Source organism: Streptomyces purpurogeneiscleroticus (assembly GCF_020024005.1).
In the GTDB taxonomy this organism is placed as follows: Bacteria; Actinomycetota; Actinomycetes; order Streptomycetales; family Streptomycetaceae; genus Streptomyces; species Streptomyces purpurogeneiscleroticus.
The window spans coordinates 1-16,475 of the sequence record NZ_NHSG01000140.1 but is presented as its reverse complement, the minus strand read 5'-3'; the positions used below and the strand labels follow the sequence as shown (position 1 = coordinate 16,475).

12 protein-coding genes are annotated in these 16,475 nt (G+C 70.8%); 9 read left to right on the top strand and 3 right to left on the bottom strand.

What is annotated here, in order from left to right; all coding sequences use genetic code 11:
- Nucleotides 1–2: 2 nt before the first annotated feature.
- Entirely contained in the window at nt 3–2,780 is a 2,778-nt protein-coding gene (gene glgB, locus CCS38_RS07820) for a 1,4-alpha-glucan branching enzyme (protein WP_223732459.1), read from the top strand.
- A gap of 315 nt (nt 2,781–3,095) precedes the next feature.
- On the opposite strand, the gene CCS38_RS07815 is transcribed toward glgB, so the two are convergent.
- Complete coding sequence (locus CCS38_RS07815; protein WP_372457022.1) at nt 3,096–4,517, bottom strand: cation:dicarboxylate symporter family transporter; 1,422 nt, start codon at nt 4,515–4,517, stop codon at nt 3,096–3,098.
- A gap of 152 nt (nt 4,518–4,669) precedes the next feature.
- Between CCS38_RS07815 and CCS38_RS07810 the strand changes: the two genes are divergently transcribed.
- The 6 genes from CCS38_RS07810 to CCS38_RS07785 all read left to right on the top strand — a co-directional run bounded on the left by CCS38_RS07810 (nt 4,670) and on the right by CCS38_RS07785 (nt 10,861).
- Nucleotides 4,670–6,286 (top strand): sensor histidine kinase, encoded by a 1,617-nt coding sequence (locus tag CCS38_RS07810; protein WP_223732458.1) that lies wholly within the window; start codon nt 4,670–4,672, stop codon nt 6,284–6,286.
- Entirely contained in the window at nt 6,283–6,996 is a 714-nt protein-coding gene (locus CCS38_RS07805) for a response regulator (protein WP_223732457.1), read from the top strand. The genes CCS38_RS07810 and CCS38_RS07805 overlap by 4 nt, the downstream gene beginning before the upstream one ends.
- Nucleotides 6,997–7,059: 63 nt before the next feature.
- Nucleotides 7,060–8,421, top strand: coding sequence for an ABC transporter substrate-binding protein (locus CCS38_RS07800; RefSeq protein ID WP_372457020.1), 1,362 nt, complete (start codon nt 7,060–7,062; stop codon nt 8,419–8,421).
- A gap of 74 nt (nt 8,422–8,495) precedes the next feature.
- A complete protein-coding gene (locus CCS38_RS07795) occupies nt 8,496–9,341 on the top strand; it encodes a carbohydrate ABC transporter permease (RefSeq protein WP_223732461.1) in 846 nt (281 codons plus the stop codon).
- A gap of 12 nt (nt 9,342–9,353) precedes the next feature.
- Nucleotides 9,354–10,193, top strand: coding sequence for a carbohydrate ABC transporter permease (locus CCS38_RS07790; protein WP_223732460.1), 840 nt, complete (start codon nt 9,354–9,356; stop codon nt 10,191–10,193).
- Between the two features lie 134 nt (nt 10,194–10,327).
- On the top strand, nt 10,328–10,861 hold the full coding sequence (locus CCS38_RS07785; RefSeq protein ID WP_223732456.1) for a hypothetical protein: 534 nt from the start codon (nt 10,328–10,330) through the stop codon (nt 10,859–10,861).
- A 239-nt stretch (nt 10,862–11,100) separates the two neighbouring features.
- On the opposite strand, the gene CCS38_RS07780 is transcribed toward CCS38_RS07785, so the two are convergent.
- A complete protein-coding gene (locus CCS38_RS07780; RefSeq protein ID WP_223732455.1) occupies nt 11,101–11,970 on the bottom strand; it encodes an AraC family transcriptional regulator in 870 nt (289 codons plus the stop codon).
- 276 nt (nt 11,971–12,246) lie between these two features.
- Here CCS38_RS07780 and CCS38_RS07775 point away from each other — a divergent pair, with 276 nt between their 5' ends.
- The gene (locus CCS38_RS07775; protein WP_308050727.1) at nt 12,247–12,948 is read left to right on the top strand and encodes a helix-turn-helix domain-containing protein; all 702 of its coding nucleotides are present in this window, start codon (nt 12,247–12,249) and stop codon (nt 12,946–12,948) included.
- Between the two features lie 107 nt (nt 12,949–13,055).
- On the opposite strand, the gene CCS38_RS07770 is transcribed toward CCS38_RS07775, so the two are convergent.
- On the bottom strand, nt 13,056–14,081 hold the full coding sequence (locus tag CCS38_RS07770; RefSeq protein WP_223732453.1) for a 6-phosphofructokinase: 1,026 nt from the start codon (nt 14,079–14,081) through the stop codon (nt 13,056–13,058).
- Nucleotides 14,082–14,357: 276 nt separating this feature from the next.
- Between CCS38_RS07770 and pta the strand changes: the two genes are divergently transcribed.
- Nucleotides 14,358–16,457: a phosphate acetyltransferase gene (gene pta / locus CCS38_RS07765; protein ID WP_223732452.1), complete on the top strand. Its 2,100-nt coding sequence runs from the start codon at nt 14,358–14,360 to the stop codon at nt 16,455–16,457.
- Nucleotides 16,458–16,475: the final 18 nt, after the last annotated feature.

Below are 16,475 nucleotides of genomic sequence, written 5' to 3'. Positions count from 1 at the left end.
CCGTGACCCCCCGTCCGCCGTCCCGCCCCTCGTCCGACCCCGCAGCAGCGGCGCCCGACGCCGACGTCCCGCCCACCTTCCTGCCGGCCGCCCGGTCGGAGGACGAGCAGGACGCCCCGCCGGCCCAGCGCACCGGGCCCGATCCCGAGGCGGAGGCGGCCGCCGAACGCGCCGTGGAGCCGGCGCGGAAGACCTCGCGCGCCAAGCCGGCCGGGGCATCGGTGACCGATGCCCCGGAAGCGGGGGAAGCGGCCGCCCCGGCCGCCAAGAAGCCCGCCCAGAAGAAGGCGGGCGCGAAGAAGACCGCCGCCAAGAAGACGACGGCGAAGGCGACTGCCAAGACGCCGGACAAGACCTCGGCCAAGACCTCGGCCAGGACGACGGCCAAGGCACCGGCCAAGACTCCGGCCAAGACGACGGCCAGGACGTCGGCCGCCAAGAAGACCACCGCCGCCCGGTCCAGCGCACCCAAGGCCACGGGGACCGCCGCGTCCAGGACCGCCGTCCCCGAGCCCGCCGCCGCGCGTACCGCCGTCCCCGCCCCGAGCACCAGCAGCGACAGCAAGGGCGGCGTGCGCGCCGCGTCCCCGCTGGGTGACACCGACCGCGGCCGGCTGCTGTCCGGTACGCACCACGATCCGCATTCCCTGCTCGGCGCGCATCCCGTACGCGGCGGGGTGCTCTTCCGCGCGCTGCGCCCGTACGCCCTCTCGGTGGCCGTGCTCGCCAAGGGCCTGCGGGCCGAGCTGCGCGACGAGGGCGACGGCCTGTTCGCCGGGGTGCTGCCGCTGTCGGAGATCCCCGACTACCAACTGGTGATCACCTACGGCGAGGGCCCGGACGCGCACGAGGTGACCACCCACGACCCGTACCGCTTCCTGCCCGCGATCGGCGAGCTGGACCTGCACCTCATCGGCGAGGGCCGGCACGAGGAGCTGTGGCAGGCGCTCGGCGCGCGCGTCATGGAGCACGAGGGCGTGACCGGCACCCGCTTCACGGTGTGGGCACCGAACGCACAGGGCGTCCGCGTCGCCGGGAACATGAACTACTGGGACGGCACGGTCTACCCGATGCGTTCCCTCGGCTCCACCGGCGTGTGGGAGCTGTTCATTCCCGGGCTGGGCGAGGGCGAGCTGTACAAGTTCGACATCGCGCGCCCGGACGGCAGCCACACGCTGCGCATCGACCCGATGGCCCGGCGGACCGAGTGCCCGCCCGCCAACGCCTCGGTCATCGACGTCACGCGTCACGAGTGGGGCGACGCGGAGTGGATGACGCGGCGCGCCGAACGCCCGGTGCACACCTCGCCGTTGTCGGTCTACGAGGTCCATCTGCCGTCCTGGCGCCCCGGCCTGTCCTACCGCGAACTGGCCGAGCAGCTCCCCGCGTACGTCAAGGACCTCGGCTTCACGCACGTCGAGCTGATGCCGGTCGCCGAGCACCCCTTCGGCGGCTCCTGGGGCTACCAGGTCACCGGCTTCTACGCGCCGACGGCCCGGCTCGGCTCCCCCGATGACTTCAAGTACCTGATCGACGCGCTGCACCGGGCCGGCATCGGCGTGATCATGGACTGGGTGCCCGCGCACTTCCCGCGCGACGACTGGGCGCTCGCGGAGTTCGACGGGCGGACGCTGTACGAGCACGAGGACCCGGCCCGCGCCGCCCACCCCGACTGGGGCACCCTCGAATTCGACTACGGCCGCACGGAAGTCCGTAACTTCCTGGTCGCCAACGCCGTCTACTGGTGCTCCGAATTCCACATCGACGGCCTGCGCGTGGACGCCGTGGCCTCGATGCTGTACCTGGACTACTCCCGCGAGCACGGCGAGTGGACGCCCAACGAGCACGGCGGCCGGGAGAACCTCGACGCAGTCGACTTCCTGCAGGAGATGAACGCCACGGTCTACCGGCGCTGCCCCGGCGTGGTGACCATCGCCGAGGAGTCCACGGCCTGGGACGGCGTCACCCGCGCCACCCACCACGTCGGCCCCGGCGGCTTCGGCGGCCTGGGCTTCGGCCTCAAGTGGAACATGGGCTGGATGCACGACTCGCTGGAGTACATGTCCAAGGAGCCGGTGCACCGCAAGTACCACCACAACGAGATGACCTTCTCGATGGTGTACGCGTACTCGGAGAACTACGTCCTGCCCATTTCCCACGACGAGGTCGTGCACGGCAAGCGGGCGCTGGTCTCCAAGATGCCCGGCGACTGGTGGCAGCAGCGCGCCAACCACCGCGCCTACCTGGGCTTCATGTGGTCCCACCCGGGCAAGCAGCTCCTCTTCATGGGCCAGGAGTTCGCCCAGGGCGCGGAGTGGTCCGAGGGGCACGGCCCGGACTGGTGGCTGCTGGATCCCGCGTACTCCGCCGAGCCCGACCACCGCGGCGTCCGGGACCTGGTCCGCGAGCTGAACCGGCTGTACTCCGCCACCCCGGCCCTGTGGGAGCGGGACACCGACCCGGGCGGCTTCTCCTGGATCGACGGCGGGGCGTGGGAGGACAACGTCTTCTCGTTCGTGCGGTACGACGCCGACGGCGATCCGCTGGTCGCGGTCTGCAACTTCTCGCCGGTGGTGCGGCACGAGTACCGCCTCGGTGTGCCGGAGAACGTCCCGGCCTGGCGCGAGGTGCTCAACACCGACGAGGAGCGGTTCGGCGGCAGCGGCGTGACCAACACGAACCCGCTGAAGTCCGAGCCGGTGCCGTACCACGGCCGGGCCGTCTCCATCGCGCCGGTCCTCCCGCCGCTCGCCACGGTCTGGCTGCGCCCCGCGGGCTGAGGGCACCGGCCGGGAGCGCGCTCCGACGGCCGTACGGACGTGCTTGCGGGCCGGTGTCGCACCCCCTGCCCGTACGCACAGAAAAGGGGCCCGCCGGCGTCTGCCGCCGGCGGGCCCCGTTCCCCCGTGATCCCCCGTTCACCGGCGGTTTCCCGCCGGCTCTGGAGACTTTGCCGCTTCACAGCGTCCGGGGACAGCCCCGCCACGGCTTCGTTTCCGGCCCGCGACACCTTGATACGCAATCGAGAAATTCCGCACAAGATCGCGAACTTGGCGGGCCGCCGCGGGCGCCCCGGGCGCCCCGGGCGCCTCGTGTCAGACGCCGGCCTTGTCGCTCTTGGCGCGCGGCTCCGGGACCTCCCCCTCGGCTTCGTCGGCCTCGGGGGCCGGGCCGTGGCCGTCGTCCACCAGGGTCGTCTCGTCGAACGGGAGACCGCCGGCCAGGACCTCGCTCACGCGGGCCTTGTCGATCTCCTTGGTCCAGGTGCCGATCAGGACCGTGGCGACCGCGTTGCCCGCGAAGTTGGTGAGGGCGCGGGCCTCGCTCATGAAGCGGTCGATGCCGACGATCAGGCCGACGCCGTCGACCAGGTCGGGGCGGTGCGACTGGAGGCCGCCGGCCAGGGTGGCCAGGCCCGCGCCGGTGACGCCGGCCGCGCCCTTGGAGGCGATGATCATGAAGACCAGCAGGGAGATCTGCTCGCCGAGCGAGAGCGGCGCACCCATCGCCTCGGCGACGAACAGCGAGGACATCGTGAGGTAGATCGCGGTGCCGTCGAGGTTGAAGGAGTAGCCGGTCGGGACGGTGATGCCGACGACCGGCTTGCTGACTCCCAGGTGCTCCATCTTGGCGATGAGGCGCGGCAGCGCCGACTCGGAGGAGGAGGTGGAGAGGATCAGCAGGAACTCGCGGCCGAGGTACTTCAGCAGCGTGAAGATGTTCACGCCGGCGATCAGGCGGAGCAGCGTACCGAGGACGACGATCACGAAGAGCAGGCACGTGATGTAGAAGCCGACCATGATGACGGCCAGGGACTTCAGAGCGTCCAGGCCGGTCTCGCCGACCACCGCGGCGATGGCGCCGAAGGCACCGACCGGCGCGGCCCACATGATCATGGCCAGGACGCGGAAGACCAGCTTCTGGAGGTGGCCGATGCCGCGCAGGACCGGCTCGCCGGTCTTGCCCATCGCCTGCAGCGCGAAGCCCACGAGCAGCGCGACCAGCAGGGTCTGCAGCACCTCGCCGGTGGTGAAGGCGGAGACCAGGGTGGTCGGGATGATGCCGAGCAGGAACTCCGAGCTGGACTCGCCGCCGCCCTCGGACTGTGCCTGGCCCGCGTGCCGGACCGTCTCGGTCAGCTGCAGCCCGGAGCCGGGCTCCAGGATGTTGCCGACGACCAGGCCGATGGCGAGTGCCACGGTCGACATGACCATGAAGTACCCGAGCGCCAGGCCGCCGACCGCGCCGACCTTGGCGGCCTTCCGGACGGAGCCGACGCCGAGGACGATCGTGCAGAAGATGACCGGCGAGATCATCATCTTGATGAGGTTCACAAAGCCCTCGCCGAGGGGCTTGAGCTCCACGGCGAAACCGGGGGCGATGAAACCGACGGCGATGCCGAGCACCACCGCGCCGATCACGGCGATATAGAGGTAATGGGTCCGGTCACGCTTCTTCGGTGCGGGCGTGGCGGGCTCGCCGGGGGTCCCGCCACCCGGCAGGATCGTTGCAGCCACGACTGCCTCCTGTCCTCGATTGTCCGGTTCTGCGTGCGACCTGCGGCTCTTGAACGCAAAACAAAGTCCCGGCGACTATGCACCCCCCTCTTGATCACGTCACCCTTACGTGCATTTCGTTCATGTAAACGTCGACGGGCAAACTTATGCACATGCGCCTCCCCCGCCCCCGCAGCCTGGCCGGCCAGCTCTTCGCCGTGCAGGCCGTGCTGATCGCGGTCGTCGTGGCGGGCTGCGCCCTCTTCGCGTACTTCACCGCCGGCGAGCAGGCCGAGGAGACCGCGCGCCGCCAGGCGACCGCGGTCGCCACCTCCGTGGCCGATTCCCCCTACGTCGCGCGGGCGGTCCGGGCGAAGGACCCCACGAAGCTGCTGCAGCCCTGGACCGAGCGGGTGCGCAAGGACGCGGGCGTCGCCTTCGTCGTGGTGATGGACACCGACAAGACCCGGTATACCCATACGAAGCCTTCCGCGATCGGCGACACGTACCTCGGCCACATCGGCCCGGCGCTGCGCGGCGAGATCTTCCACGAGACGCACCGGGGCACCCTGGGGCCGTCCGTCCGCGTCGTGGCGCCGGTGCGGGACGGCGGCAAGGTCATCGCGCTGGTCAGCTCCGGCATCACCGTCGAGACCATCAGCGGCGGGCTCCGCCGCCAGATGCTGTCGCTGATCGCCGTCGCGGCCGCCGCGCTGGCCCTGGGCGGCCTCGGCACGTACGTGATCAACGCCCGGCTGCGCCGGCACACGCACGGCATGAACGCCGCCGAGCTGAGCCGGCTGCACGACTACCACCAGGCCGCGCTGCACGCCGTACGCGAGGGGCTGCTGCTGCTCGACGGGCGGCGCGCGGTCGCGCTGATCAACGACGGGGCGCGCGAGCTGCTGGGGCTGGCCGGGGACGCGGTGGGCCGGCCGGTCGCGGACCTCGGGCTGCCCGCGCCGCTCACCGAGGCGCTGCTCTCCCCCACGCCCCGGGTGGACGAGCTGCACCTGACCGCCGACCGGGTGATCGTCGTGAACACCTCCCCGGTCGACGACGGCGAGCAGCGCGGCACGATGGTCACCCTGCGCGACCACACCGAGCTGCAGGCGCTCTCCGGCGAGCTGGACTCGGTACGCGGCTTCGCGGAGGCGCTGCGCTCCCAGGCGCACGAGGCCGCCAACCGGCTGCACACCGTCGTCTCGCTGATCGAGCTGGGCCGGGCCGAGGAGGCGGTGGAGTTCGCCACCGCGGAGCTGGAGCTGGCGCAGGCGCTCACCGACCGGGTGGTGGGCGCGGTCTGCGAGCCGGTACTGGCCGCGCTGCTGCTCGGCAAGGCCGCGCAGGCCAACGAGTACGGCGTGGAGCTCACCCTGACCGAGGACAGCGGGATCGACGACGGGCTGCTGCCCGGCTGGCTGCCGGCCCGCGACCTGGTGACCGTACTGGGCAATCTCATCGACAACGCGATCGACGCGGCGGCGGGCGGACGCCCGGTGGGCGAGCAGGGCCGGGTGGTGGTCACCGCACGCGCCACGGACGGCGAGCTGCTGCTGCGGGTCGCCGACTCCGGGCCCGGCGTGGACCCCGGCCACGCCGAGGAGATCTTCCGGCGCGGCTGGACGACCAAGGCGGCGGGCCCTACGGTGCACGGCCGGGGCCTGGGGCTGGCCATCGTCCGGCAGACCGTGCGGCGGCACGGCGGTACGGTCACGCTGGAGCGGGCCCCCGAGGGCGGCGCGGCATTCGCCGTGCGCCTGCCACTGCGGACGGAGCTGCCGGCATGACACAGGACGAGCGTGGGCGCAGACCCGCGCACCCGGAAGAACCGCTCCGGGTACTGGTCGTCGAGGACGACCCCGTGGCCGCCGACGCGCACGCGCTGTACGTCGGCCGGGTCGAGGGCTTCACCGTCTCCGGCACCGTGCACACCGCCGCGGCGGCCCGCCGCCACCTCGACCAGCACCCCGTCGACCTGGTCCTGCTGGACCTGTTCCTGCCGGACGGGCACGGGCTGCAGCTCGTACGGACGCTGCGCGCGGCCGGGCACACGGCGGACATCTTCGCGGTCACCTCGGCCCGCGACCTGACCGTCGTGCGCGAGGGCGTCTCGCTCGGCATCGTGCAGTACGTCCTGAAGCCGTTCACCTTCTCCACGCTGCGCGACCGGCTCACCCGTTACGCCGTCTTCCGCTCGGCGGCGGGCGAGGCCAGCGGCCAGGACGAGGTGGACCGGGCCATCGCCGCGCTGCGCGCACCCCGCCCCGCGACCCTGCCCAAAGGGCTCACCCCGGCGACGCTCCAGGCCGTGACCGACGCGCTGCGCGCTGCCCCCGAGGGGCTGTCGGCGGGCGCGGCGGCCGAGACGGTGGGCATCTCCCGCATCACGGCCCGGCGTTATCTGGAGCATCTCGTGGACGCCGGACGGGCGGTCCGGGCCCCGCAGTACGGCCACGTCGGCCGGCCCGAATTGCGGTACCGCTGGTCGGACCATTGACCTGACCAACCGGTCACCTTACGGTCACCCTGCAGCCCACCGTGGCCAGTTGGAGGTACCGTCGTGCGTCCTGCCGTCCCGCTGATGCTCCTCTCCGCCGTACTCGCCGCCGGCACGCTGACCGCCTGCGGCGGCGGCTCCGGGAACGACCCGGACGTCGTGAAGGTCTCGTTCAAGCAGTCCACGGACAACAAGGTCCGGGTCATGGACACATACCTGGCCGCGATGAAGAAAGAGTTCGAGAAGGCGCACCCGGGCAAACAGGTCAAGCTGGTGCCGATCAAGGCACCGGACTCCGAGTACTACACGAAGCTGCAGCAGATGCTGCGCTCCCCCAAGACGGCGCCCGACCTCGTCTACGAGGACACCTTCCTCATCAACTCCGACATCACCAGCGGCTATCTGAAGCCCCTCGACCCCTACCTGGACAAGTGGCAGGACTGGGATCAGTTCATCGGCACCGCGAAGACCGCGGCCAGGGGCGAGGACGGCAAGACGTACGGCGTGCCGGACGGCACCGACACCCGCGGCCTGTGGTTCAGCAAGGACATCTTCAAGAAGGCGGGCCTGCCCGCGGACTGGCAGCCGAAGAACTGGGACGACATCCTCGACACCGCCCGCACCATCAAGCAGAAGGTCCCCGGCGTCATCCCGCTGAACGTCTACACCGGCAAGCCCGCGGGCGAGATGGCCACGATGCAGGGCTTCGAGATGCTGCTCTACGGCACGGGCGAGGACCCGCTGTACGACCCGGACCGGAAGAAGTGGGTCGCCGGCGGCAAGGGTTTCCAGGACTCCCTGAAGTTCGTGGAGACCGTGTACAAGGAGAAGCTCGGCCCGGAGGTCTCCGACGCGCTCGACCCGAACATCGGCACCCGCACCCGCGGCGAGCTGCTGCCCGAGGGCAAGCTCGCCATCAACCTGGACGGCTCCTGGCTGCCCCAGGACTGGCTCGAGGGCTCGGGCGGCGGCCACGAATGGCCCGAGTGGTCCAAGGAGCTGGGCCTCGCGCACATGCCCACGCAGCACGGCAAGGCCCCCGGAAAGGTGAGCATGTCGGGCGGCTGGACATGGGCGATCCCCGCCAAGGCGGGCAACCCCGACCTGGCCTTCGAGTTCATCAAGACCATGCAGACCAAGAAGAACGCGCAGAAGTGGTACATCGCCAACTCCGGCATCGCGGTCCGCAAGGACGTCGCCGGGGACCCGGAGTACGTGAAGGCGCAGCCCGGCATCAAGTTCTTCACGGACCTGGTCGCGCACACCCACTACCGGCCGGCCTACCCCGCGTACCCGAAGGTCTCCACCGCGATCCAGGAAGCCATGGAGGGCGTCACGACGGGCGACACCTCGGTGGCGGAGGCGGCAAAGACCTATGACGAGGAGCTGGACTCGATCACGAACGGCGAAGTGGTCAAGAAGTGAGAGCCGTCGGTACGCGCCCCGCGGCCGAGCAGCCCACCGGGGCCCCCGCCGCCGCCCGGGGCACGCGCCGCAGCCTGACGCGGGCCCTGCCCGTGACCCCCGGCGTCGTCCTCCTGCTGCTCTTCCTCGCGGGCCCGATCGGCTACTGCGTCTACCTGGCCTTCACCGACCTCCAGTTGACCGGCCAGGCGGAATCGTCCTTCATCGGCCTGGACAACTTCACCGAGGCATTCGGCGACAAGGACTTCCTCAACGCCGTCTGGCTGACCCTGATCTTCACGGTCCTCTCCTCCCTCATCGGCCAGAACACCCTGGGCCTGACGCTCGCGGCCCTGATGCAGCGCGCCTCCGGACCGGTGCGCACGCTCACCGGCGGCATCGTGGTGGCGGCCTGGGTGCTCCCCGAGGTGGTGGCGGGCTTCCTCCTCTACGCCTTCTTCCGCCGCGAAGGCACCCTGAACGCGGTGCTCGACTGGCTGCACCTGCCGGCCCAGAACTGGCTCTACACTCTCCCCATCCTGGCGGTGTCCTTCGCCAACGTCTGGCGCGGCACGGCCTTTTCGATGCTGGTGTACTCGGCGGCCCTGAACGAGATCCCCAAGGAGATCACCGAGGCGGCGCAGGTCGACGGCGCGAGCGGCCGGCGCCGCATGTGGCACATCACGCTCCCGATGATCCGCCGCTCCATCGGCACCAATCTGATGCTCAACACCCTCCAGACCCTCTCGGTCTTCGGTCTGATCTGGGTGATGACCCGCGGCGGCCCCGGCAACCGAAGCCAGACGCTCCCCCTGTACATGTACGAACAGGCATTCCAGAACAGCATGATCGGCTACGCAACGGCCGTGGCCCTGCTCCTGCTCCTGGTCGGCTCCCTCTTCTCCCTCGTCTACATGCGCCTGCTGCGCACGGAGGTCTGAGTGGCCCGCTCCATGAAGCACACCCCGGCCGCCCGCCGCCTCGTCCGACGCCTCGCTGCGGACGCGGCACTCCTCCTGGTCGCGGCGGCCTTCGTCCTCCCCCTGGCCTGGGTGCTCCTCTCCTCCCTGGACGCGCAGGCCGACCTGAAGGTGAAGATCCCCGACGAGCTCACCCTCACCAACTTCGACGCCGTCCTCGTCCCCGACGTGACCTTCACCCCGCTCCTCAACAGCCTGATCCTGTGCGGCGGAGCGACCCTCCTGACCATCGCCTGCGCGGCCCTGGCAGCCTACCCTCTGTCCCGCTACCGCTCCCGTACGGGCAGCGCCTTCCTGGCCACGATCCTCTTCGCCACCTGCCTGCCGATCACGGCGATCATGGTCCCGGTGTACGCCCTGTTCGTCCAGGTCGAACTGATCGACACCATGCACGGGACGATCCTGTTCTTCGCGGCGTCCCAACTCCCCTTCGCCGTATGGCTCATGAAGAACTTCATGGACGGCGTGCCGAAGGAGCTGGAGGAGGCGGCCTGGACCGACGGCGCCTCGTCCATGCAGTCCCTGCTCCGCGTCGTCCTGCCCCTGATGGGGCCGGGCATCGCGGTCGTGACCGTCTACTCCTTCGTCATGATGTGGGGCAACTTCTTCGTCCCCTTCATGCTCCTGCTCGACCCCGCGCAGATGCCCGCCTCGGTCAGCATCAACGACTTCTTCGGCAACCGCGGAACCGTGGTCTACGGCCAGCTCGCGGCCTTCTCCCTCATCTACTCGACCCCGGTACTGCTCCTGTACATCCTCATCGCCCGCCGCCTGGGCGCGGGCTTCGCGCTGGGCGGCGCGGTGAAGGGGTAATGACGCATGGCACGCCAACCGGCCCGATTGGACAGCCGGTTGAGCCACCCCCACGGGTTCTGCCACACCTCCCCCACACAGCAACGCAACACTTGGCACCTCACCACCCCTCATCTCCACCGAGAGGTACATGCATGTCGCAGTCGCGCTTATCCCGCTGGACCGCCGTCGCCGCACTGCTCGCGGCCTCCTGCGTCCCCCTGACCGCCGCCCCCGCGCACGCCGTGGGCACCGACGCGGTGTGCACGGGCACCCAGAACATCACCTACACCCCCGGCCTGACACTGGTGCCCACCCCGACGGCCGTCTCGGTCACGACGGCCTACGCCAACTGCGGGTTGCTGAGCGAACCCGGCCTCACCTCGGGCTCCAGCAGCAGCACGGCGGAGCAGACGCTCTCCTGCCTCCGCCCCCTGACGCCCGGCAGCGGCTCCCTGACCATCAAGTGGAACACCGGCGAGACCAGCACCTTCTCCTACACCCGGACCATCGCCCGCGTGGCCGGACAGATAGTGGTCACCAGGACCGGCAAGATCGACTCCGGCAAGTTCGAGGGACGAAGTGCCAAAGAGGTCATCGCCGGTCCGACCCTTGACGCACACAAATGCGCAGGCAAGGGCATCACCGAACGACTCGGCGCCGTCACACTGACGATCACATCCCCGTGACCGCCTGAGCAGACCACAGGGCTCCTTCCGGCTGCCGCGCAGTCCCCGCAGCGTGGGCAGAGCGCGAGCCGCCGCGTACGCGGCGCTCGGCTCGTGGGGCGTCGAGGAGCGCGTCGGCGGGGTCGGGAAGACGGTGTGGGCGGAGCTCAAGGCGCCGGACGTGGCGGCCGAGGCCGAGTACGCGGTGTGCGTACCGAGCCTCGGCCCACAGGCGGCGACGGACGCCCCGTCCCGTCCGCTCAGGCCGCGGCCCGCTCCACCGGGATCCACAGTTCCGCGTCCGCCCGGTCCCCGTCCTGCGAGAGCCGGGTGCGCAGGATTTCGGGGCCCGGCCTGCTGCGGTACGGGTTGGACGGGAACCACTGGGTGAAGACGTCCCGCCAGAGATACTGGAGGGCCTGTGGGAACGGGCCGGAGCTCTCGAAGACGGCCCAGGTGCCCGCGGGGACGGTGAGTGCGTCCAGACCCTCTGGAACGGCGGCCGTCCCGGTCACCACGCCGTGGTAGTAATCGAGTTCGGTGCCCTCCGCCCGGCTCGGGTCGAGGTTGTCACTCACCCCGACGATCCCCCCCGGCTGCTGGTCGGACAGGGCGGCGATGCGCCGTATCGTCTCCTGGCCGAGGGAGCGGATGAAGTCCGCGATCGCCGGGTTCACCCCCTCGTGGACGAGCGGGACCCGGACCTTCTTGCCGACCACTCGGAAGTCTTCCTTCTCGATGACGCGGTATCGCATGCTGCTCTTCCCTTCGACGGTGAGACGGAAGGACATCCGCGGCTGGGAGCGGAGCGCGGCACCGGTGCGCCGGGCCTCGCCCGGACCCACCCCGTGCATGGCACGGAACGCCCGCGCGAACGCCTCGCCCGAGCCGTAGCCGTACCGCACGGCGATCTCCAGCAGCGTCCGCTCACCGGCGAGCACCTCGGCCCCCGCGACGGTGAGCCGCCGGCGCCGGATGTACTCCGAGAGCGGGGTCCCGGCCAGCGCGGAGAACATCCGGCGGAAGTGGTACTCGGACGTCATCGCGATCCGGGCCAGCTCGGGCACCTCGATCTGCTGGTCGAGGTGCGACTCGATGTGTTCCAGGGCCTCGTTCAGGCTCTCCAGCAACTCGGACTCCTTCCTTGACGCCCCTCACGTTAGGAAGGACGGACCCTGCCGGACCCGACATCCTGTGCCCGGTCCGGTCGGGCTACGAAGGGCTGAGCGAGCGCTCAGTAACGTGTCAGATTTGGCTGAGAATGCTCTCGCCAAGTGGTCACGGTCCGTGAAAAAATCACCCATCGTTACAAGATCACTCTGCGCAACCCGTAGATTGCTACGAGTTTTCGAAGCGAAGGGTAAAACTACCCGCGTAGACATATCCGGGTCGCTTACGGTGTGGCCGTGCACACGCCAGATAGGGGCGAGCGCCGCCCACCCTTCAACGCCCAGGCCGCCAAGCGCATGCGCGAGGCTCTCGGAATGACGCCCGCGCATGTTGCGTACGGGATCAACGCCGCGTACGGAAAACCGATTCAGCCACGGACGATCCTCTCCTGGGAGCGGGGTGAGGGGTCGCCGACGGAGAGCGAGCTGAACGCGCTCGCGGGGGCGTTGTGGTGCGCGCCCGGTGACCTGCTCGGGACGCCCGACACCTTGCGTGAGTACCGGATCGCGCGCGGCATCGCCGCCGACGACCTCGCGCTGCGGATCGGCATGGAGATCCCGGCGTACGAGCGGATGGAAGCCACCGGGCAGTGGCAGGGCAACGACCGGCAGGCGGCCGCCCTCAAGGCCGAGCTGGAGCTGCCGCTGCCCGCGCTGGTGCGGCTGACCGGCCGGGACCGGCAGCTGGCGGAGATGCTGCGCGGTGCCGCGACCACGCGCTGGCAGGCGTATGTGCGGCCGGTGTGCAAGCTGCTCGGGCTGCCGAAGCCGGAGGTGCAGAAGGCGCTGGAGTACCTCTTCGAGGAGTACCACCGGCGGATGGCCGGGACCCTGGGCTGGGGCGGCGGGACCGAGAGCGCGGCCGAGTCCAGCGACGCGGGCCGCGAGTTCGTGCGCGACGTGCTCGACCACTTCTGGGAGCGGATCGGAGAGAGGTGAACGGCCGGGCCCGCACGCCGGGCCCGCGAAGGGCTCGGCGGGGGCCGCCGTTCAGCGCGTTCAGTACGGCGGGCCGGTCGGAACCGACTCGGCCCCGTCCGTACGGATCAGAAGACCGACTCGGCCTCGTCCATGCGGTCCGCCGGCACGGTCTTCAGGTGGGTGACCGCCTCGGCGAGCGGAACCATCGTGATGTCCGTGCCGCGCAGCGCGGTCATCTGGCCGAACTCGCCGCGGTGCGCGGCCTCGACCGCGTGCCAGCCGAAGCGGGTGGCGAGGACGCGGTCGTACGCGGTGGGGGTGCCGCCGCGCTGCACGTGGCCGAGGATGACCGGGCGGGCCTCCTTGCCGAGGCGCTTCTCCAGCTCGATGGCGAGGTTGGTGCCGATGCCCTGGAAGCGCTCGTGACCGAACTGGTCGATCTCGCCCTTCTTGTAGTCCATCGTGCCGTCGGCGGGATGCGCGCCCTCGGCGACGCAGATGACGGCGAACTTCTTGCCGCGGGCGAAGCGCTCCTCGACCATCCGCACGAGGTCGGCCGGGTCGAAGGGACGTTCCGGCAGGCAGATGCCGTGGGCGCCGCCGGCCATGCCGGACTCCAGGGCGATCCAGCCCGCGTGGCGGCCCATGACCTCGACGACCATGACGCGCTGGTGCGACTCGGCGGTGGTCTTCAGGCGGTCGATGGCCTCGGTCGCCACGCCGACGGCCGTGTCGAAGCCGAAGGTGCGGTCGGTGGAGGAGATGTCGTTGTCGATCGTCTTGGGCACGCCGACCACGGGCAGCCCGGCGTCGGCGAGCATCCGGGCCGCGGTGAGCGTGCCCTCGCCGCCGATCGGGATGAGCACGTCGATGCCGTACTCCTTCGACATGTCCTTGGCGTCCTCGCACGCCTGGCGCAGCCGGGCGCGCTCCAGGCGGGAGGAGCCGAGGATCGTGCCGCCGCGGGCGAGGATGCCGCCGACGGCGTCGAGGTCGAGCTTCCGGTAACGGCCGTCGAGCAGACCAGCAAAGCCGTCCTCGAAGCCGATGACCTCGTCGTCGTGCTCGGTGACGGCGCGGTGCACCACAGAGCGGATCACGGCGTTGAGGCCGGGGCAGTCGCCGCCCGCGGTCAGGACTCCGATACGCATCGTGCTGAGTCTCCTGTGCTCGATGTTGGTTCTGGTGAGCAGGTGCGATTGTTTCACGGGCCGGTGACCGGCGCCCTCACACGTCTCGGCTGTCCCGCTCCGGGTACCCGGCACAGGGGCGGTCATCCGCCTCGGAGGCCCCTCTTCGCGCCCAGGCGCGCACCATGGACACTGGGAGAGCGGCCTATCCACTGGCGCAGGTATTGTCAAGGGGGGCAAGCCCCCCATAACGGGTAATTTTTCCCTGTGAGCAACGGAAAAGGACGGAGATCGCGCGTGACGCGGAGCGTGTACGTGACCGGCATCGGCCGCGGCGACGGACGGCAGGTCGTCGAGCTGGGGGTCATGGAGCTGCTGACCCGCCATGTCGACCGGGTCGGGGTCTTCCGGCCGCTCGTGCACGACGACGGCCCGGACCGCCTCTTCGACCTGCTGCGGTCGCGGTACCGCCTGACCCAGCCCGCCGACTCGGTGTACGGCATGGGCTACGAGGCGGCGGGCACCCTGCAGGCCGAGCGGGGCACCGACGAGCTGGTCTCGCAGCTGGTGGACCGCTTCCACGCCGTCGCCAGGGAGTACGACTACGTCCTCGTGCTGGGCACGGACTACGCCGACACCAATCTGCCCGACGAGCTGAGCCTGAACGCGCGGCTGGCGAACGAGTTCGGCGCCTCGGTGCTGCCGGTCGTCGCGGGCCGCGACCAGGAGCCGGAGTCCGTACGGGCCGAGGCCCGCAACGCCTACCGCGCCTTCGACTCCATGGGCTGCGACGTGGTCGCCATGGTCGTGAACCGGGTGGCCCCGGCCGACCGCGAGGCCGTCGTCGAGCGGCTCGCGGCGCGCCTCCCGGTGCCCTGCTACGCGCTCCCCGAGGACAGCTCGCTCTCCGCGCCGACCGTCTCCCAGATCGTGCACACCCTGGGCGGCGAGGTGCTGCTCGGCGACGACTCGGGGCTGGCCCGGGACGCCCGCAACTTCGTCTTCGGCGGCGCCATGCTGCCGACCTTCCTCAAGGCGCTGACCGAGGGGAGCCTGGTGGTCGCCCCCGGGGACCGCGCTGACCTGATCATCGGCGCGCTCGCCGCGCACAGCGCGGGCGCCCCGCCCATCGCGGGCGTGCTGCTCACCCTGGGCGAGCGCCCGGGCCCGGACATCATGGCGCTGGCCGCCCGGCTGGCCCCCGGTACGCCGGTGATATCCGTGCCCGGCGGGTCCTTCCCGACGGCCGGCGAGCTGTTCGCCATCGAGGGCAAGATGAGCGCCGCCTCGCCGCGCAAGGCCGAGACCGCTCTCGGGCTGTTCGAGCGGCACGTGGACACCGTCGAGCTGACCAAGCGCATCTCGGTACTGAAGTCCGACCGGGTCACGCCGATGATGTTCGAGCACGAGCTGATCGAGCGGTCCCGCTCCGGGCGCCGCCGGGTCGTGCTGCCCGAGGGCACCGAGGAGCGCGTGCTGCGCGCCGCCGACGTGCTGCTCCGCCGGGACGTGTGCGACCTGACGCTGCTCGGCGAGGAGGAGGCGATCCGCAAGCGCGCCGCCGACCTCTCCATCGACCTGGGCGACGCTCAGATCATCGACCCGCAGACCGCGCCGGTGCGCGAGCGCTTCGCCGAGCGGTACGCGGCGCTGCGCGCCCACAAGGGCGTGACGTACGAGCTGGCGTACGACGTGGTCGCCGACGTGTCGTACTTCGGCACGCTGATGGTCCAGGAGGGCCTGGCCGACGGCATGGTGTCAGGTGCCGTGCACTCCACCGCGGCCACCATCCGGCCCGCCTTCGAGGTCATCAAGACCAAGCCGGACGCCCAGATCGTCTCGTCCGTCTTCTTCATGTGCCTGGCCGACCGGGTGCTGGTGTACGGCGACTGCGCGGTCAACCCGGACCCGAACGCGGAGCAGCTGGCCGACATCGCCATCCAGTCCGCCGCCACCGCCGCGCAGTTCGGCGTCGAGCCGCGGATCGCGATGCTCTCGTACTCCACCGGCACTTCCGGCTCCGGCGCGGACGTGGACAAGGTGCGCAAGGCCACCGAGCTGGTCCGCGAGCGCCGCCCGGACCTGCTGGTGGAGGGCCCGATCCAGTACGACGCCGCGGTGGACGCGAGCGTCGCCCGCACCAAGCTGCCGGAGTCCGAGGTCGCGGGCCGGGCCACCGTGCTGGTCTTCCCGGACCTGAACACCGGCAACAACACCTACAAGGCCGTGCAGCGGTCGGCCGGCGCGGTCGCCGTCGGCCCGGTGCTGCAGGGTCTGCGCAAGCCGGTCAACGACCTCTCGCGCGGCGCCCTGGTGCAGGACATCGTCAACACCGTCGCGATCACGGCCATCCAGGCCCAGGGCGGCAGCGCTCCGCACACGCAGCCCGGCCGCTGACCCCCGTCTCCCCGTACC